Raw genomic sequence first — 20208 nt, 5'->3', positions numbered from 1 at the left:
GGGTGATGGGCTGTTTGCCCCATGCAAACAGGGGCAAAGCTGAGTAACACCCCAACAAGGTCAGTTCACTCTAAACCATTCACACCTGATAAAACCCCCGGTACCAGTCCACAAACCGGGCCACCCCCTCAGCCACAGGGGTGGCCGGTTTGAAGGCAGTGGCACGCAGCAGCGCCGTAGTGTCGGCGCAGCTTTGGCTTTTTTCCAGTATCGGCCCGGTGATGAACTCTTTCACCGCGCTCACACCCAAGGCCTGTTCAAGGGCGGCAATCAACTCTTCAATCGACACAGGCTGGGAATTGCCAATGTTCAACACCCGCCAAGGTGCGCTGCTGGTGGCCTGGTTGGGGGCCTCCGTTAACCAAGCAGGGTCGGGCTGGGCCGGGGTGTCGCTGGCGCGCAGCACCGCTTCGACAAGGTCGTGAATGTAGGTGTAGTCGCGGGTGTTGCTGCCGTCGTTGTAAATCTGAATGGGTTTGCCTTCCAGAATTTTGCGCACAAAGGCAAACAGCACCGAATCGGGCCTGCCCCAAGGGCCGTACACCGAGAAAAACCGCAAACCCGTGGTGGGCAGGCGAAATTGGTGGCTGTAGCTGTGCGCCAGCATTTCGCAGGCACGCTGGGCGGCAGCATCCAGCCGCTGGGGGTGGTTGGCGCTGTCACGTTCGCTCATGGGCTTTTGAAACCCGGCGCCATACACCGCATGGCTGCTGGCGTAGGTGAGGTGCTGTATGCCGTAGTGGCGGCAGGCCTCCAGCAACACCATGAAGGCATTGATGTTGTTCTGCACGCAGCTTAAGGGCTGGCTGCTGCTGAGGTACTTGTCCGTCTGCCCGGCCAGGTGAATCACCCGCTGCACCTTGAACTGTTCCAGCGTGTCGGTCAGCACAGTGCCGTCGCACAGGTCGGCCTTCACGCAGTGGTACTTGCTGCCCGTCAGCTTGGCCACCTCGTCCAGCATGGTCAGGCGCTCGCGCTTGAGCCGGGTGTCGTAATGGGCATTCACCGAGTCAATGCCGATGACTTTGTCGCCCCGCTCCAACAAGGCTTTGGCGGCGTGAAACCCAATGAACCCGGCGTGGCCCGTCACCAGCACGGTCTGCTTTTGGTCGGCCTGTTTGATGCCTTTGGGGTCGATGCCCTGCAATTCGGCCATTTCTGATGCAACAGCGGCCGGACTGGCCGCCCCGGTGGAACCCCCCATGCCCGGCGCTCCGGGTATGGCTTCCAAACGAATAGTCATTACATATCCACCAATTGGGGGGGGGTTCCCCCCTTATTTGCCGTTTTGAAAACCCTGCGCTTGTTCAGACTGGCTGAAATCGCACTGCTGCGAATACCCCCACACCACACACACGATTATGGAGGCCAGACATGGCAACACCCACCGCACTGATCAAGGACCTTGAGGGCGAGGTAAGCGTCACCCGAAACGGTTCTGTTGTCAACATCAAGGCCGGCGACAGCCTGCTGCCCGGCGATGTCATCAAGACTGGCCCCACAGGCCGTTTGGCGCTGGATTTCCCCGGCCTGGCCGGGCAAACCGCCGCCGCCGGGGTGATGGGCCAGAACGGCAAAATCACCTTGAGCGAACAAGCGGGCCCCAACGGCCAGCAATTGGTGGTAGTTGAAGAAGACGACTGTTTTGACTTCACCACCGAATTGACCGAGAACTCCGCCGTGGCTGGCGACGGCGGCGGCATGGGCCTGTTTGGCGGCATGCTGGGCGCCAGCGGCGGCTTTCTGGCTGCGGGCGGTGCCATTGCAGCAGGCGCATTTGTGGCCGGTGGCGGCGGTAGCGACCCCAGCGGTGGCAGCAGCGTTAGCGCGGCAGGCAACGGCGGTGGCACCAACACAGGCGGAACTGGGGGTACCGGCGGCACTGGTGGCTTGGGCGGCCTCACCGATTCCGAATTTGGCACCGTGAACTCCCCCCAAAGCCTGCAAGAACTGGTTCAACAGAATGTGACTCAGGAGAACCTGCAAACCACCCTGCTGGACCCGATTCAAGACGCCGTGACTGCCAGCCAAGAAGACCCAGCCACCACCCCACAAAACCTGGTGGGTGCCGTTGAGCAAGTGGGCGTGGGCCTTGCAGAAAACGTACACGACGCACTGGTTGCCCTCACAGGCGAAGGCAGCCCACAGGCTGACTTGGTGAACCAACTGGTGAACGGCCTGGACCAAACCCCGCTGGGCGAGCCCCTGGCCCCAGTCACCGGCTTGGTGCAGGAATTGATCAACACCGACATTGGGCTGAACACCGTGATTGACGGCCTGCCCGTGGAAGCCCTGCAAGGCGGCATTGTCAGCAGCGTGGTGGCCGTGGCCGACACCGTGTTGGAACCCGTGAGCGCCCAAGTTGAACCTGTGGCCCAAGTGATGGATGGCCTCACCCAAGTGGCCGCGCAAGTGGACACCGTGCTGGACGGCCTGCTGGGCGGCGGCGTGGGCGACTTCATTCAAGGCGCCACCACCGGGCTGCCCAGTGGCGGCCTGCCCGGGCTTGAACTTCCTTCCGGAGGTTTGGACAGCCTGGTGTCCACCATTCAATCGGCGCTGGGCGACTTGTCAGTGCCCACAGACGCCAACCCACTGGCCGCACTGGAAGGCTTGGGCGGCGTACCCAACCTGGGCGACATTGCGGCTGAAGGGCAAGGTTTGTTGGGCGGCATCGACACCCTGACCACCGCCCTGCAAGGTGCAAGCGGCGGTGCTGGTGGCGGCGAACTGATCAACACCATCGTCAGCGGCATTTCTTCCGGTGCTGACGCACTGGGTGGTGCCGGCCTGCCCATTGACCCGAACCAGATTACCCCATCTTGATCCAACTGGCCTTGATCGACTTGCCTGCGGCAGCCGCCTTCACGGTGTTGCCCACGGCAATCAGGTCAATGCCTTCACTGGCAATCGGCACCACCTTGGCCACGCCGCCGTTCACAATCACAGTGGCGGTGGCGTAGCTGCCATCCAGCGCGCTGGTGTTGACGGTGTAATGGCCATCAGCCGGGGCTGAGAACAGGAAGGCTGGGTTACCCACCCCGGCATACACCTGCGCACTGCCGGTGTTCACAGTTTCGGCACGCACATTGCGGGCTGTGGCGGTGTTGGCCCGCAGGTTGTCCACTTCCAGCTCGCGGATGCGGGCAATTTCAGCTTCCAGCCGTTCAGCATAAGCCGACCGTGCACGCACCTGTTCGGCACTGAAGTTGCTGGCCACCAGGTTGGGTGTCAACACTGTCAAGGTGTTGCCGTCTTCCGATTTGGCCAGGCTGGTGTTCACCTTTTTGTTCAGGCTGTCCAGCACCCCTTCAGCCGTCAACAAGCGGGTGTTGATTTCACCCGTCACCTTCTCCAGGTTGGTGATTTTCTCGGTGTTGGTGGCAATTTTCAGCGCGTGTTCCGCAATTTTCTCGATGTTCAGGTCGATGGCTTTTTGCATGGTGTCCATGCGGGTGTTGGTGGCGGTGCGCCAGGTTTCAAGGCTGCCTACACGGTCGTCAAGGCCCTGCACCCGGTTTTCCAGTGTAGTAATGCGGGTGCCGTGGGTTTTCACCAACTCGTCCATGGCATTCATGCGCACGTTCAACTTGCCCACACCGGCGGCAGCAATGGCCCCCAAGGCACCGTAGTCCACCGCCATCAGGCCCTGCGCGTCGTAGCTGACTGCGTCGGGGAACAACACCGCCACTTCCTGCGCAATTACCCCGTAGCGCATTTTGCCGTAGGGGTCGGCAATGAAGCGGTAGTTGTAGGCGTTGACACCACCCAGCCTGTCCAACAGGTCGTCGCCCAACATGCGTATGTCGGTTTTCAAACGGCGGTCGGAACTGGTGTTGAATGCAGTGGCTTTTACACTGCCATTGACTTGCAGGCGGTTGCCGGAGCCATCGTCGTTCGAGCGGCCCACCACGGTGTTTTCACTGGTGCGGCCCAATACGATGGTGTTACTGGTGCTGACATTGGCACCGTAACCCAACGCTGCACTGTAATTGATGTTGTTCGAACCTGTGTTGGTGTAAGTACCCACCAATGTGTTGGCGCCACCGGTAGTCAACGTATCACCCGCCCGGTGGCCAATGGCCACGTTATCGTTACCATTGGACAGGTTAACCATCACAAAATGGCCGAGGCCCGTATTGGCGTTGCCACTGGTTTTTGCGGCGAGGGTGTTATTGCCCAAGCCGACGTTGTAGATACCCGTATCGTTGTACAGCGTTGAACGGCCTACAGCCACTGCTTCATTATTGTTGGCCCCACCCATCGCTTCTTGGCCAATTGCGGTGACTAAAGCCCCAGAATTGGAGGGGCGTGCATTCCAGCCAATGATGGTGCCGGGGCCTGCCGTGGGGCGCAGGCCGAAGGCGGTAAATGAACCACTGAGAATGGCATCACCGTTTCCAGCAACCCTGAACACAGGTATGAATCCATTATGGAAGTTGTCCACGGTTCGGCCAATTTGAAACTCGTCACCCCAAACGTCACCGAGTGTTCTCTCGTCATCACCGACGGCAAGTTGCAACACAGTCCTGTTGTCTGCGTTGTTAATCCGCCTAAAGAAAACCGGATCCGACACCTCTCCAAAAGCCCCAAACCGCAGCTCCTGCCCGGTGGTTAGTTGAACCAAGCCATTCGCATCTACGGTGAATACTTCTGTGCCGTTGTAATTACCTCTGCGCAGCGAAAATCGTCCATCATCGGGAACAAAGGCCGTCAGGTTGGCGTTATTGATACCGAAACCATACTTCACCACGCTATCCCACAGATAAATCTTGTCACCTAGCTCAGTACCGAAGGCGAGCCGACTTGTGCCTGCCAAATTCACATTGCCGGCGAAATTGGCAGCGCGATCCGGATACAAAGTCAACACTGTGTTGTAGGTCTGGGCTCCAACATCGAGATTAGAGTTACCTACACTGAAGACCATTCCTCCTTCCGCCCCTCCTGCATTGAAGCGTGTGGTGGATGCATCCACTTTAATTTGTAGGTGATCCCACACAACGTTGTCGTAAGTGGAATAGAGCCTCAGATCACGCAGGGTTGTGATTGAACTCAAACTGTTAGCACTGAGGTTACCTGTCACCTGCGCATTGCCGTTGACTTGCAGCTTGTTGCCCGAACCATTGTCCCCAGTTGCACCAATCACCACGTTGTCAGAGGTGCGGCCCAACACCACTGTGTTGCTTGTGCTGACGCGCGAATCTGCACCCAAAGCGGTTGCAAAGCTCAAGTTATCCACCGTGACATTACTGCGTTCACCAATCAAGGTGTTGTTGCTACCTGTGGTCAGTGTGCTGCCTGCGTCCGAGCCGATCGCTGTGTTGGACGAACCGGTCGTCACATATTGCAAGGCCCGTAGACCCATCGCCACGTTGTAGTTCCCGGTTGTACTTCGAAATAAAGCCCGGTCACCAATCGCCATATTGAATGAACCTGTGGTGTTGGCCTTAAGTGCTTCTGAACCAATCCCAACGTTCATGCTACCGGTCGTGTTGTTGGTCAACGCGCGGTCGTTGATCGCGACGTTGTAGTCTCCAGTCGTATTACTGGTCAAAGTACTAACACCAAGGGCAATGTTGCCACCATAACCGCTGGCTGCGCCCTGCATGGCATTTGAACCAACAACCACGTTGGGAATCGCTACCCCGCCAGTGCCGTCAGACACAATCAATCGCTGCGCGGTTACGCTACCACTAAAACTGGCCGTGGTGCCTGTCAACCCACCGTTCAACACCATGCCGCCAAAGGTGGGGGTGCTGGTGGTGGCAATGTCCTGCGGCAGGTTCAGATTGATGGTGCCTGCGCCGTTGGTCACGGTGATTCGGTTGGCTGTGCCGGTGATGCTTCCAAGCGCATAGCCTGTGCCGTTACCAATCAGTATTTGGCCGTTGGTGGGGGCGGTAGTTACGCCCGTACCACCCCGCGCAACGGACAGCACCCCCGTAGTGATGTTGCTTGCATTCAGGTTGGTCAGTCCACTGCCGTTGCCGGTGAAGGTGCCGTCAATCTGAATGTTGCCGGTGGCACCAATGTCGCCAGTCACTTGCAGCTTTTTGTTCAGCAAGGTGCCGCTGCCTGCGGCACCGGTGGCACCAATCACAGTGTTGTCACTGGTGCGACCCAATACCACAGTGCTGCTGGTGGACACCACCGCTTCAGACCCCAATGCGGTGGCGTAGGTGAGCTGGCTGCTGGTACCCGGCATGGCATAACTGCCGATGAAGGTGTTGTTGGCACCGCTGGTGTTGGCGTTGGTGGTGTTGTTGCTTGATGTGGCATAACCCGCGTTAATACCAATGGCCACATTGGCTGAGCCATCGGTCAGGTTACGCAGGGCCTGATGACCCAGGGCCACCGAGCCTTGCGAATTTCGCACGTTGTACATCGCATAGTTACCAATGGCCACAAAGCCGTTCGCGTTGGGCGTGCCTTGGCCGTACGCAGTCTGGTAACCGATGGCAATGATGTCATTCTGGTTGGTGTTGTTATACAGGCTTTCAGTACCCAGGGTGGTAATGCGCGAGGCACCAATACCGCTGTACTGGGAGTTGTAACCCACGGCTGTATTGTCTGTGGCGTTTTGTGAAGTACGCAAAGCAGAGGTACCCACCGCAGTGTTGCGCAAACCGTTGATTGACGAGTTCAGGGCATACGAACCCACAGCGGTGTTATTCGCGGCGCTGTTGGTGAGGGTTTGCAGCGCCCCAAAACCCAGTGCGGTATTGTCGGCACCATTTAATGCCGGGCCACCGGTCAAGGCATTCTGACCGATCGCGGTGTTGCGGCTGCCCACCGAACTGGTGGACATCGACGAGGTGCCCAGGGTCAGGTTACCGGTGCCAAAGGTGAGCGCACTGTCGATGTTGGTTTTGTTGACAGCGCCTGCCGTGTTGGTGATGGTAATGCTGCCGGATGCATTGCTGATGCTGATGCCGGTACCCGCAGTCAACGTGCCCAGCGTAAAGCCGCTGCCCGTACCAATCAGCAGTTGGCCGTTGCTGGCGGTGCTCACCCCAGTACCACCGCGCGCAACAGGCAGCACACCCGTGGTGAAGTTGCCTGCGTTCAGGTTGGTTAAGCCGCTGCCGTTGCCGGTGAAGGTGCCGTCAATTTGAATGTTGCCAGTGGCACCAATGTCGCCAGTCACTTGCAGTTTTTTGTTCAGCAAAGTGCCGCTGCCTGCGGTGCCTGTGGCGCCAATGACCGTGGTGTCGCTGGTGCGGCCCAGTACGATTGTGTTGCTGGTTGATACCAAGGAGTCGGAGCCGATCGCTGTGGCCCAAGACAAGTTATTTACAGAGGAATTGGAAGAGGCACCTACAAATGTGTTGTTATTGCCAACAATGTTGGTGCTGCCAGCGTAAGTACCAAGTGCGCTGTTAGACGAACCACTGGTAGTCGATGCAAGTGAATCAGAGCCAATTGCGCTGTTATTGTTGCCAGTTGAATTCCCCAAGGTACTGTTACCAATAGCGACGTTTCTGTACCCTGTTAAATTTCGCCATAGCGCTAATTCGCCTATCGCGGTATTGAAGTACCCAGTGGTACTTAGCTTGAGAGCAGCCCGACCCAGAGCTGTATTCCTGTACCCACTGATGTTGTTCTGTAACGCCTCTGCCCCAAGCACAGTGTTATCAGAGCCCGTTGTATTGAACTCCATTGCCCTGTAGCCCAACGCAACGTTTGACTCCCCAGAAGTATTTGATCGCAATGCATCGCTACCGATTGCTGTATTTCCACCGTTACCGCTTGCTGCGCCTTGCATGGCGTTGAGCCCAATCACAAGGTTTGGGTTGATCACCGAGCCAGTGGAGTCACTCAGGATTAGCCGCTGCGCAGTGAGGGTACCGGTAAAGCTACCGGTGGTGCCAGTCAAACCGCCGTTCAAGGCCATGCCACCAAAGGTGGGGGTGCTCGCAGTGCCGATGTTTTGCGGGAGGCTAAGCGCAATGTTTCCACCGCTGTAGGTTGCGGTAACCTGGTTGGCGGTGCCAGTCACACTGCCCAAGGAATAGCCGGTGCCGTTACCAATCAGTATTTGGCCGTTGGTGGGTGTTGTACCAACCCCAGTACCCCCCCGCGCAACAGGCAGCACACCCGTGGTGAAGTTGCCTGCGTTCAGGTTGGTTAAGCCACTGCCGTTGCCGGTGAAGATGCCGTCAATCTGAATGTTGCCGGTGGCGCCAATGTCGCCAGTCACTTGCAGTTTCTTGCCCTGCAAGGTGCCGCTGCCTGCAGTGCCGGTGGCACCAATCACCGTGGTGTCGCTGGTGCGGCCCAACACGATTGTGTTGCTGGAGGACACTGAAGCGTTGGCACCAATCACGGTGGCGTAGCTTAAGCCATCGGAACTCGCGTCAGCGGAATAACCCAGTGCAGTGTTGTAGGTACCATCACGAATGGTGTCCAGCGCCAGCGAGCCCAAGGCTGTGTTGCCGCTGCCATCACGGATGGTGTAGCCCGCGCGGTAGTCCACCACGGCGTTGTCGGTGCCATCTCGTACACCTTGCAGGGCGGCATAGCCCACCGAGGTGTTCTTCGTACCTTCATCCAATTCAGCGAATGAGCTGGTGCCCAAAGCAATGCTGTTGGTAGAGGGGGTGAGCGCGTTGCGAATGTTGGTGGCTGTCAAAGGCAACAGTTGGTTGCCACCGGCGTAGAAGCTGGCTGCATCAACCCGGCCACTGAAGTTGGCCGTGGTGCCGGTCAGCCCGCCGTTCAAAGCCATGCCACCAAAGGTAGGCGTACTGGCAGTTGCAATGTTCTGCGGCAGGCTAAGCACAAGGTTGCCACCGGTGTAGTTCACAGTAACCTGGTTGGCGGTGCCACTCACACTGCCCAAGGCGTAGCCTGTGCCGTTACCAATCAGCAACTGGCCGTTGGTGGGTGTTGTGCCCACTCCTGTACCACCCCGTGCCACGGGCAACACACCCGTGGAAATGTTGGCGGCATTCAGGTTGGTCAAGCCGCTGCCATTACCGCTGAAGCTGGTGGCGGTGAATGCACCGCCGATGACCAAGTCGCCGCTGATGCCCACGTTACCAGTCACTTGCAGTGCTTTGTTTTGCAGAATGCCGCTGGTGGCAGTGCCTGTGGCACCAATCACCACGGCGTCCGTGGTGCGGCCCAAAGCGATGGTGTTGCTGGTGGTGACCAAGGCTTCAGAACCCAAGGCAGTGGCGTACGTCAATTGGGTTGTTGTACCGGGCATGGCGAAAACACCCAAGAAGGTGTTGTTGCTGCCCGTGGTGTTGGCATTGGCGAACACACCCGATGCGTTGGCGTACCCTGCACTACGACCAAAAGCCACGTTGTTGCTGCCTGTGGAATTGGCCCCCAAGGCGCCGACACCAATCACCGTGTTACCCCCAGTGCCGCCGGGTAAGCCACCAAGTGCGCCATTTCCAATTACAAGGTTTGGGTTGGTTACGCCACCGGTAGAGTCGGCCAGCAACAAACGACGTGCAGACAGGTTGCCGCTGAACGTGCCGGATGTTCCGGTCAACACCCCACCCACGGCCACATCCCCGGTAAATGCCCCGGTAGTGCCGTTCAACGGGCCATTCAACATCAAGCCACCAAAAGTTGGCGTGCTGGTCGTAGAAATGTTTTGGGGCAAACTGAGTTGAATTCCCCCCGCAGTGTTGGTGACAATCACCTGATTCACAGTGCCCGCCAAGGTGCCCAACGAGAAGCCTGAACCATTGCCAATCAACAGTGCACCGTTAGACGCCGCCGAGGCATTCACCCCGGTGCCGCCGAATGCCGTGCCCAAAATACCCGCATTAATGTTGCCTGCGTTGAGGTCAGTCAAGCCACTGCCGTTGCCCTGAAAGGTGCCTGCGTTGAAGGTACCGGTGACGTTAAGGTTCCCCGTCAAGTTGGTGTTGCCAGTCACATTCAAACCACCGCCGCTGACTGTCAGGCCATTGGTGGCTGTGACAGCACCGTTGAATGTAGAGGCACCAGTCACTGAGAGTGTGCTGCTGAGTGCTGCGGTTGCCGCTTCAAAGGCTGCTACTGTTACTGTACCGCCGGTGTAGGTGAGTGCCCCTGCCCCATTGGCCGATGAGTTGTCGTTGAATGGGCCCAGGCTGGTGATGGGCTGCCAGGCTCCGCCGACAAAGCTGTACATCCGATTGTTTTCCAGCACCAAGCGAATATCCCCTTCCTGCCCCGGGGTGGAGTTCAACACAGACACGGTGCTGATTGCTGAACGGTATTGCTGAGAGGCGGCTTCTGAAGCCAATCGCACCTCGACATAGTCATCGCCAGCGGCTTGACCTGTCAGCTCGACGGTGTCGCAGTTGGTTTCAAAGCTGCCATTCAGGCCGGGGGAGATAACGGCGTACAACAATTGCTGAGGGCGGCTTGCACCGCCCAGGTAACTTGAGGAATCGCTGTCGGTGGAATTGTCCCAAGCGCAGTAGCCCATGGGGCGGCCATTGCCATCCCGTTGTGGCAAGCCAAAGCCGCTGGGTACACTGCCCAGGTTGTTGGGGAAGAAGGCACCTGCAGCACCCATGGGTGCACCTCGCAGTTTGCCGCTGGCCTCCACCACCCGGCCTTGCAGCAGTTGGGTGGCCATGCCCACCGAGTTGCGCAAGCTGAATTGCCGAATCACCTGGTTGGTGGCCAACGCCGCGCTGGTGTCGCCCGAACGCGCTGCAGCCACACTGGCAGTCAGCGCGGTGATGACGATCAAGGCGGCAGTCAGCAACCATCGGCTGGCTGCGCCGCAGGCCTGTGATGCGGCATCAATGCGGGAGTGGTGTTGGCAAGGTCGGCGCATGGTGTGCCCCTTTTAGTTCAGTAAGGTGATGACAACGTTGTCGCCGCTGGCAGCGGCCACAGTACCCAGCTTGCGGAGCAGGCGGTTCCGAATCGCCTCGCCACCGCCCGCCACTTTGGGCTGAAGAATCAGTTTGATGCCCTCGGCCTCGGTGTGTTCGTAAACCCAGGGCTCAAACTCGGGCAATACACGGGGCAGCGGCACCCCGTCGCCCAACTGCGCAAGGTTGTAGGCCGCGCCAGGTGAACCGGGGCAAGTCACGGTGTTGATGGGCGCACGGTAGTTGTCTGCAGCCGGTGGGGCTGGGTAGGCGGGCCGTACGGCGAACTCGCCATGGGTGCCTTCAGGATAGATGGCGGCGCACAACAGCACTTTGCCCCGCAACACGTCCACCTGCGTAACCAATTCATCGAGGTTGTCTTGAATGATGCGGCCCTGTTCTTTCTCCACATACATTTTTCCGAAGGCCAGGCCCATGGCGCTGACCAAGGCAATGCCATAGAGCAGGTAGGATGTCACAAAGCCCAGCGACCTCCTTCTGCGCAAGGCTTGCAATTTGTACAACGCGTTCATGATGCTCTCCAGAAAACCGCGCGGGTTGACCACGCTGTATCGGTTTAACGGAGGGAATTGCGCCAGACTATATCGCCCGGTCAGGTGGGTTTAGTGCAAGAAGAAAAAAACAGGCTGGCGCACAGCGCACCAACCTGTCCATGGCAACAAATAGGGAAACGCAGTACTCGCGGTCAGTTTTCCTGAACCACTTTGAAGTACACGTAAGAACCGTCTGAGGAGATTACGCAGCCCTCAGGCCAGCCCAGCACACCTCCGACGCCAGAAATTAGGCCGTTCGAGGCGGCTCCGGTGAAGTCGGCCACGGGTCCGCCGGCGGTTGGAATGGCGGAAGACCCGTACAACAAGGTATTGACTCGTCCGCACACATCCTGACGCAAGCCACTAAGCACCACCATGGGGTCGGCTGCTGGTGTTCCCAATTCATTACCCGGTGTTCCCTTGTTCAGGTTCCAATGGCCCGCTGCGTTGGTCGATGGCGTGGCAATTGCTTTGGCTGCAGTGAAAGCGGAAGTGGGCATCACCTGAGGCGAGGCATATCGCGCTGCCGGGTCAAAAAGCCCAACACCTGTGGTGGTGGTAAAGTTCATGGTGCTGACCACAGCCGATGCGCCAAAATCGGAGGCGTAACGGCCCACACCGTCGCGAAGGTCGCTGGCCTGCTTCAGAATGACCGAGGCATTCACTTTCGCCTGTTCGACGTCGGTCTGTGATGTTGGGCTGCGGTTGGCCAGGGCGAAGCCGCCCAGAATGGCGGTCATCAGCGCAATACCGAACAACAGCGCCGCTTGAATGAAACCCCCTTGATGAGGGCGAACCCGCCCGGGCTTGCCGGGGATTTTGGGTGTGTGTTTGCTACTCATGATGCACTCCTTGAATGTGTGCGTTTACCCCAATTCGACCTTGGCCTGCTTGCGTGCCTGCTCTAGTTCTTGATTGAATTTCTGCAAGGAAATGTTTTCGATGATTTCATTGCGTACAGCATCCATCTTGGGCTTGTCCAACTGGCGCAGGTCATCGATGCGAAGCACCAAAAAACCATTGCGCAAAGGCAACACACCACTGAACTCACCTTTCTTCATTTTGCTGACCACTCGGCCCAGGTTATAGGGCAACACATTGGCAACCGCAAAGCCATCCCCCGTTTCAACGAGTGGCTTAAGCTGCGCCAAGGCCTTGCTTTCACCATCCTTCATGGCCTTCAAGGTGTTCTGAATGTCGTTGTTGTCACCGGACAGGTAATAACTGACTTTCCAGAGCTTGAAGTTTTCATCCAGCACGTTCTTGTCGTAGAAGTCCTTGATCTGTTCATCGGTGATGGACTTGCGAATTTCATCCATCCGACGGGTGGTGTACAGGGTGGACAGCACTTCACGCTCGGCTGCCTGAATCACAGATTCGGCTTCCTTGGCATAACGTTCGCGGCCCATTTCGGCGGCCAGCACCTTGTTGATGTAACGGTCCACCACAATGGCTTTGTCCACACCGGCTTGCACCACACCCTGAATTTCACCCTCAGTCACGGTGCGGCCATTCACCTTGGCCACCACTGCGGTGGCGTTGAATGTCGGGGTGTTGGCCGTGGCTGCAGTGGCCTGCCCATCGGCCTTGCCACCCCACATCAGGTAACCGCCCCAACCCAGGCCGGCCACCACCGCAAGGGCCACACCGCTTTTGACCCAACGGGCCGATGAAGCGGCTGATGGCTCGCCAGTCGCACCGTTCGAGGTTGAAGCGGCCTCAGCTTCGATGTGCCCCATACCGGGCAATGCGTCTTTCAATTGATCGTCGTTCATTCGTCGTTCCCTCTCAGTTTGACGTTGACCTTCTCGGTCAGGCCCTTGACCAGTGCGCTCGCAGCACCCGATTTACAACCTGCCAGACAGATTTCCTCGGCCCGCCAGATCACCTTCTCCGACACCCCCTGAATGCTGTTCAACACGAACATGAATTCGGGGTAATACTGGGCATCAGCAATGGCAATCTGCAGGCCCTCAGGCACTGCTGTCACTTCCACATTCGCGCTCAGCCGGGCCAGCACCTTCGCGTAGTCTTCGTACACAGCCTTGGGTACCGGCTTGGCGCTGATCGAGAACTGGGGTAACTCCAGACTCTTGCGCTCAGCCTGCTGGCGGACAATGAAGTCCCTGATCGAGAATGTGGTGATGATCAACATCAACACCGCGGCGGCTAGGGTGAACATTGGTGCCACACCCAGCAATCGCATCAGTTCAGTGGTGATCATGGCGCCGTCCTGTTTGAAATTCAGCTTCATGATTCACTTCCCCTTGTTGTTCTTACGGACAATGAGCAACCCTTCGACATCCCTCAGGTCGGTGACGACATCGCGGCCCAATTGGTCCAGGTAATCCTGGCTGACCCAGCTTGGCAACATGATTTCAAAGTCCTCCTTGCGTTGGCCATTCATGCTGTATTTCTCGATCCATCCGCCCGAGCGAATCACCGTGGCCGACACCCGCTGCACCCGCGACAACTGCATGGCCAAGGGTTGCTGCACACTCAGTTTGTCCAGCGTGGCATTCAGGTCGTTTTCTACGGCCTGCATGTTCAGCGTGGGCTGGTTCAAGGTGTCCACAGCCATTTGGTAGCCGTTCAAGCCGAGGTACACCAAGGCACACACGCCCAAGGTGCCCAGCGAAATTTTGTTGATCCATCCCCCCACCTTTTCCGACACACCCAGAATTTCCTGGGGCACGCTGGTCAGTGGTTTGCCTTGCCGGTGGGTCAGCTCGTGAATGGGCAGGTCCAGCCCGAGCAGGAAGTCCTCCATCACATCGGGTGCATTGCTCACCAAGCGAAGGCCTGCACCTTCGATAATCAAGGCCGAGGTGTAGTCCTCCGCCTTGATGCAATACACCCCATCGCCCTTGTGCATGGGCTCGCCCGGCAACACCTCGGTGAAGGGCAATTGAAAACCGGGCATGGAAGCCACGTACTGGCTTTCCACTGCGAAGTAATATGCATAGCCACCACGCATGGCGATGAACACATGCAGGCGGTTGGTGCCCAACATGGCATAGGCCTGGTTGGACACCACCTTCATCGGGCTGGCCGAGCCTACGGGCAATCGGCCTGCAATGAGGTTGAGGTAAAACTGTTTGGCTGAGCTGTCGATCATGCCTTATGCCCCCGACAGAACCGATTCGTTTTGCAGGTACACCACGGCCAGGCTGAACAGCACCGCAATGCCCGAATACACCAGCGAAGCCACGAAGGCGATCACTGCGAATTTTTTCGCAGCCGCGTTGGCGCGGTCTTCGCGGCTGGCTGCGATGGATTCCAGACATTCGGCCAGTTGGGCCTGGTCGCGGTGGGAGCGAATCAGCAGGCGTTCACTGCTGTCCAACACTGGCGAGTTGAATGCGGTGGAGGGGTGTTCACCAATTTCAGTGCGGCTCACCACTTCTTGCCACAAGCCAACAATGGTGGGCGTGAGCGAGCCTTTGCGTGCGATGTACACCGCATTCAGAAACGTAACGCCACCGGAGAGCAAAGACGACAACACCCGGAACGTCGCCGACATACCCGAGCACACCAACAACTGGCCCACCACCGGGAAACGCTCAAGAATAGTCAGGGCTTGCCCACGCACTTTCTGGTCGGGCGACAGCAACATCAAAATGAAGTAGAACATGAACAACACGAAGATGAAGGAGAACACCAACAAGCCGTTGTTCACATGCTCGGCCAAAGCCAGCGCACTTTTGTAGGCGGCCACTTTGGATTCATCCTCACTGAGCAAGGGGGTTTTCTTCAGCTCTTCAATCAGGCCAAAGCGCATGCCAATCACCGTACTCACCGCCATGATCAAGTCCAGCGCCGTCCATGCCACGGCACCAAACATCAGCTTCAGCGTGCTTGAGCCTTTCTCGTAAAAGCTTACTGCAGTGTCCAGCGCGCGGCTAAGCTGCCCGGCTGCCTCACCGGCGCTAAGTACCGCGATGGTGGAACTGTCAAACCAGTTCAGCAGGCTGAGGGCCTGCACAAAACCATAGCCTTGGCGCAAGGCATCCAGCGCCTCGTTCAGGGCCACACGGGGCTCGCCCAATTCACCCAGAATCACCTGCTCCAAGGCCTTCTCTGGCGACAGGCCCGAGCGCACGTTGTACGACACTGCCTGCAAAAATTTCTGTTTGTAGGTGCGGTTCACCGGGCTTTTCAGCAGGCGCGACAAGGCACCACGGGGCTTGATTTGCACCACATCCAGCACCACCCCACCCCGCTCAAGCACGGACTGCATGGCTTCACGCGGGCGGCCTGCAGCCACCACCAATTCGTGCCGGTAGTAACCGGTCAAGCGCGCGTCGGGCCGGGCCGTGGCGTCCAGCATTTGCGGCGCCAGGTATTGAACACGGTAGTTGTGCAGGTTCATGTCACTCTACCCCCAGTGACTTTTCAACGGTGGGCCAGTCCAGAACACCGTTGTTCAGCAGGGCTTCGAAGGTGCTTAGGCGGCTGAAGAACTCAACGCCATTGGTCTCCACCAGGTCGGCTGGCAGTTCAATCTGCCTGCCCCGGAACGACTTCACAAAGCGCGCGCGCATGGTTTCATCGTTGGGAATGTGAATGGTTTCGTGCGCCGCCACCCGGCCCATGTACCCTGTGTTGGCGCAGCGTCCGCACCCGGCTGCTTTCTTCAGGTGTTCACCCAACCTCACCAGCCCACCGGTTTTGCGCAAGCTGCGTTCGCGAATATGCGCCACTTCTTCCGGGGTGCAATCCACCGCACAGGTGCACAGGCGCTTCACCAACTTTTGATGAACCACCAAACGCATGTAGTGGGCAATCAGAAATTCAGAATCTTCACGGTGAACCGGGTCAATGATGGACAAGAACCGCTCGGTGACCTGCAGGGCGCTGTTGGCGTGAATGGTGGAAATAACCAAGTGCCCGCTCTCTGCAAAGGCCAGCGCAGCACGTGCGGAATCGGCGTCACGAATTTCACCGAAGATCAGAATGTCAGGGTCTTGCCGAAGGATGGAACGCTCAAGCTCAATGGCCCGCTGTTTGATCAAAGCCTGCAACTGGATTTGTTTGGCGAAGGGCAGAATGTATTCCACCGGGTCTTCCACGGTAATCACATTCATGGTGTCGCGGCGAAACCCGCAAGCCACCGTGTATTGCGTGGTGGACTTACCGGAACCGGTGGCCCCGGTGATGAATACCAGCCCCCCTGTTTTGCCGTTCTGCAGGTTCAGGCCGCGTATCAGGCTGATCATGCGAGGTTGGCTGGGGAACAAGGCCGCCAGGCTGGGCAGTGTGGATGAGTCCAAGGCCCGCAACACCACCGACTCGCCATCCACCAACGGTTGTGTGGACACACGAAAGTCCACCGTGCGGCCATCGTAATCAACCGACAAGCGGCCGTCCTGCTCAGTTCGGCTGTTGGACGCGTCCATGCCCGCTTCAATTTTGATGCGCGCCACCAAAGATTGCATCAGCACCTCGGGCAGCAAATGAATGGGCCGCATCACGGAATCCACGCGGTACATCAACCACGCATCAGGGTCCACTTTGCGGTTCAGGTGGATGTCGCTGGCCCGCATGCCGATGGCTTCGCGCAGCACTGCAAACACCAGGGCACGCAAACGCCCTGCTTCCAACCCTTCTGCCTTCAGCAGTTCAATCAAACTGGCCACAGAACCCGATTGCTCGAAGCCTTGAATCACGGACAACACATCTTGTCTGCTGGCGGGCACCACAATCATGCGGTTCACCCGCACACGAAGTGACGACTCAATGCGCGCAATCTGCGCCGGGTTCAAGGGCAAGGACGCACGCAGCGTCAACTCGCCCTTGGACAATTCCACCGGCACACAGGAAAACCGTTTGCAGACATCAATGGGCAAAATGGTTTGCAGGGTGAAGGCCAGGTCGCCCTCTTCACCTTCATCATCGTCCACCTTCAAGTCATCCAGGTTCACGAAGCGTGAACGCAGGGCCAGGGTGGTCAAGTCGGCGCTTCGGCCTTCCGAGCGCAACTGCACGTACTGCTGGCGGATCAGTTCCAGTTGTTGCTGGTCCAGACCAACTTCACCAAGATCAACGTTTGTGTTTCGCATGCTGATCACCTGAACAAAGGAGGTGCAGAGCCAAAGCCGTTGCCACCCGATTGGCCAAAGCCACCGCCCAGGCCACCACCCTGATTGAATCCACCGCCGTTAAAGCCACCGGCACCACCGCCCAAGCCACCGCCAGCGCCGCCGACAATCTGGCTGGTTTTGTTGGGCACCAGGTAATCGAAAGCCTTGGTGTCCACCTTCTCCAGTTCAGCGGGCACCACGGCCAACGATTGGCCCGACTCCACCGCACCGAAGAACACGGTCACCCAGCGGCCTTGGTCGTTCAACCACTCCACGGTGACATCCAGGTCTTCAACCCGGGCTCGCAAGGTGTAGCCGTTGATGTTGGTGTTGCGGCCCACCTTCAGGCGCAGCACCGATGAAGCACTGGACAAGCCCCCCGCCAAGGGCGATGCGGTGCGCACAGCCGGTTGCATGGCTGTAGCCTGGCCGTTGGGGTTTGGGTTGGGTGAGGGCTGCGGTGTAGGGTTGGGCGCGGGCTGACTGGCCGAGGATGGCCCACGGTCAAACCTGCGCAACACCACAGCGTTGCTGACATGGGCACTCACCGCCATTTGGTCGAACATGGCCACCAAAGGTGCAGGCACGTTGGCGGCGTTCAGCGTTTGCTGGCGAATGTTGAAGTCTTCCTGCGTCAACCGCGCTTCGGCTTTGTCTCGCAGTGCAGGGTCGCCAGAAGGTGGGGCGGGCGGTGCAGGCTCGCCACCTCGCCCACGTGGTGCAGGTTCTGCGCCACCTTGGCCCTCGGCCCGCCCACCGCCTGCGGCGTTGCTGCTGATGGTGCTCCAGGCTGGGCGCACCAACGGGTTCTGAATGGCGGTCTGCCCTTCGGCTTCAGCACTCCACAGCACCAAGGCCAAAGGAAGCACGCAATACACACTGAGCGTTCTGGGAATGTTCATCGTTTGGCCCTCATTGCGTACTGGGTGTTGTCGGTCCAATAGGGCTCGGGCAGGCGTTGCAGGGTCATGCTCATCTTGAGCGGCACTGGGTCAATTTTGCGTAGCACCTTCCCATCCGAGCGAGCACGCACAGGTGCAGGCGTGCTCACCACGGGCGGCTCCTCGGCTGGGCTTTCACTGCGTGGGGGTGCCAGCAATTCCTTGGCCGAAGGCACATCCAACCGGCTTGGTACCTGCTGAGGCATACGAGTGTCGGCCTTGGCCAACTCATCAAAACGCAACAGCTTGGGGGAGATGGTGATGACCAATTCGGTTTGCTTCACCGCGTCGGTTCGGCTCAAAATGCCCAAACCTTTTTGGAAATCATCCTGACTGCGCGACACAGTGATGCCGCCCAGCAAAATCGTGTCGCCGGGGCGGCAACGCACCTGGGTTTTCAGTTCACGGTCGGCCACTTCGGGCAAGTTCAAATCCACACCCAGTGCTGTGAATTTTTTCAAGGCCAGCAATTCAGTGATGGAAATGTTGATGCGGGTGTAGATGGTTGCATCGTGCGCTTCACCGGTCAGCGACAATTCAAGGCCGGTGCGCAACAATTGGGTGTCGGCTGTGGACTGGGCCACGCCGTTGATAATCTGCGACCCCACCCGCGCAACAAACGCGGTGGACTGGCCCACGCGAATGGAACCATTGGTGCCATTCATCAAGCCAATCTTGGGTTGGCTCAAGGTTTTTACATCGCCTTGTGTTCGCAAGAAATCGATCAAAAAACTGGACTGAAAGTTTTCCCCGAAGATCAGGGTTTCCACACCCGTGGATGTGCGCGACACTTGGCTGAGTGCACGGGCCGTGCTGGACGCACCCGCCACAGGCGAGTCCAGGCCCGCATTCAAACCACCACCCGACTTGTACAACTCCCAACGAATACCCATGTTGTTGCTGTCGTTGAGGTCCACCTGCAACACATTCATGTCGTACACAATCAGCGAGCGGGTGGCGCGGGCGCGGTCCAGGTAATTGCGAATGTCCGTCAACGCGCGGCGGTTGGCGCGAAACACCAGAGAGCGGTTGATCCGGTCCAGAAACACATCGCGCGCACCGAGGTATTGCAAGGTGTTGGTAATACCCGCCATGCTGTCTTCATTCAGCACAGGGGGCATGGGCACCACAAATTGCTGCTCGGGCATGATGCGCAACACACCACTGTCACTCACCGTCCAGAAAAAGCCCATGATCTCGCCCAGCTTGTTCATCACATCGGGCAGCGGACCGTTCAAATTGTTCAAAGTGACCACACCGTAGCGGGCTGCCGACTCGGGCCCGCCCTCAAAGGCCAGGGGCATGTTGGTGTTGGCCAGCAGAATCTGCAACACATCAAACAAGCCACGCTCGGTGACCGACAAATTACGCACCATCAATACGGGTAACTCACCCTGGGAGTAATTCGGTTTCACCCAGAATGTGTCCTCGGGCATGCGCTCGATGGGCAAAGTCATGGTGGGTAAATTGGGGGTAGGCACAGTCAACTCGGGTTGCTTGATGGATTCACGGACAGCCTTGGTGCTCGGGAATGGGCGAATGGGGGCGCAGGCCGCCAAGGTGCTGGCCATCGCCACGTAAACACCGATGGTGGTCAACCGTCTTTTAGTGTTCAATACGGTTTGGGGCTTCATCAGGGGCTTGTCCTGTTGACTGGAATGCCCCCAGTATGGGAAACCGGGATGAGCTAAACATCCCTCTAAGGTGGCAACTAACCTAGTCCACCAGTCCGAGGTATGAAGCGCTTCACCAGTTGGAGGAGCCCGTTAGCCCACCCAGCCACGCTTGCCGAAGAACT

At 58.2% G+C, this 20208-nt stretch carries 12 protein-coding genes; 1 reads left to right on the top strand and 11 read right to left on the bottom strand.

The features are described 5' to 3' along the window. Positions 1 to 79 precede the first annotated feature (79 nt). Positions 80 to 1243, bottom strand: coding sequence for an NAD-dependent epimerase/dehydratase family protein (locus tag ACK4FF_RS03730; RefSeq protein WP_409704730.1), 1164 nt, complete (start codon positions 1241 to 1243; stop codon positions 80 to 82). 131 nt (positions 1244 to 1374) lie between these two features. Between ACK4FF_RS03730 and ACK4FF_RS03725 the strand changes: the two genes are divergently transcribed. Continuing rightward, positions 1375 to 2826: a hypothetical protein gene (locus ACK4FF_RS03725; protein WP_409704728.1), complete on the top strand. Its 1452-nt coding sequence runs from the start codon at positions 1375 to 1377 to the stop codon at positions 2824 to 2826. Here ACK4FF_RS03725 and ACK4FF_RS03720 read toward each other — a convergent pair. From ACK4FF_RS03720 to ACK4FF_RS03675, 10 genes are all read right to left on the bottom strand, one after another. Next, entirely contained in the window at positions 2813 to 10792 is a 7980-nt protein-coding gene (locus ACK4FF_RS03720; RefSeq protein ID WP_409704726.1) for a beta strand repeat-containing protein, read from the bottom strand. The genes ACK4FF_RS03725 and ACK4FF_RS03720 overlap by 14 nt on opposite strands. A gap of 12 nt (positions 10793 to 10804) precedes the next feature. Then, positions 10805 to 11365, bottom strand: a complete 561-nt coding sequence (locus ACK4FF_RS03715) for a hypothetical protein (RefSeq protein ID WP_409704724.1) — start codon at positions 11363 to 11365, stop codon at positions 10805 to 10807. Between the two features lie 173 nt (positions 11366 to 11538). Continuing rightward, a complete protein-coding gene (locus tag ACK4FF_RS03710; RefSeq protein ID WP_409704722.1) occupies positions 11539 to 12228 on the bottom strand; it encodes a hypothetical protein in 690 nt (229 codons plus the stop codon). Between the two features lie 24 nt (positions 12229 to 12252). Further along, positions 12253 to 13161 carry a peptidyl-prolyl cis-trans isomerase gene (locus ACK4FF_RS03705; RefSeq protein ID WP_409704720.1) on the bottom strand — a complete coding sequence of 303 codons (909 nt, stop codon included), beginning with the start codon at positions 13159 to 13161 and terminating at the stop codon, positions 12253 to 12255. Next, positions 13158 to 13640 carry a hypothetical protein gene (locus tag ACK4FF_RS03700; protein ID WP_409704718.1) on the bottom strand — a complete coding sequence of 161 codons (483 nt, stop codon included), beginning with the start codon at positions 13638 to 13640 and terminating at the stop codon, positions 13158 to 13160. Before ACK4FF_RS03700 ends, ACK4FF_RS03705 begins: the two co-directional genes overlap by 4 nt. Positions 13641 to 13643: 3 nt before the next feature. Further along, a complete protein-coding gene (locus ACK4FF_RS03695; protein ID WP_409704716.1) occupies positions 13644 to 14504 on the bottom strand; it encodes a hypothetical protein in 861 nt (286 codons plus the stop codon). 3 nt (positions 14505 to 14507) lie between these two features. Then, complete coding sequence (locus tag ACK4FF_RS03690; RefSeq protein WP_409704714.1) at positions 14508 to 15758, bottom strand: type II secretion system F family protein; 1251 nt, start codon at positions 15756 to 15758, stop codon at positions 14508 to 14510. Between the two features lies 1 nt (position 15759). Continuing rightward, complete coding sequence (locus tag ACK4FF_RS03685; RefSeq protein WP_409704712.1) at positions 15760 to 17448, bottom strand: GspE/PulE family protein; 1689 nt, start codon at positions 17446 to 17448, stop codon at positions 15760 to 15762. Between the two features lie 5 nt (positions 17449 to 17453). Next, positions 17454 to 18371, bottom strand: coding sequence for a hypothetical protein (locus ACK4FF_RS03680; protein ID WP_409704710.1), 918 nt, complete (start codon positions 18369 to 18371; stop codon positions 17454 to 17456). After that, a complete protein-coding gene (locus ACK4FF_RS03675; protein WP_409704708.1) occupies positions 18368 to 20044 on the bottom strand; it encodes a type II secretion system protein GspD in 1677 nt (558 codons plus the stop codon). The genes ACK4FF_RS03680 and ACK4FF_RS03675 overlap by 4 nt, the downstream gene beginning before the upstream one ends. Positions 20045 to 20208 lie beyond the last annotated feature (164 nt).

This window comes from Limnobacter sp. (assembly GCF_046297615.1).
Taxonomy (GTDB): domain Bacteria; phylum Pseudomonadota; class Gammaproteobacteria; order Burkholderiales; family Burkholderiaceae_B; genus Limnobacter.
The sequence above is the reverse complement of the archived record's forward strand: the minus strand, read 5'-3'. Positions and strand labels throughout refer to the sequence as shown.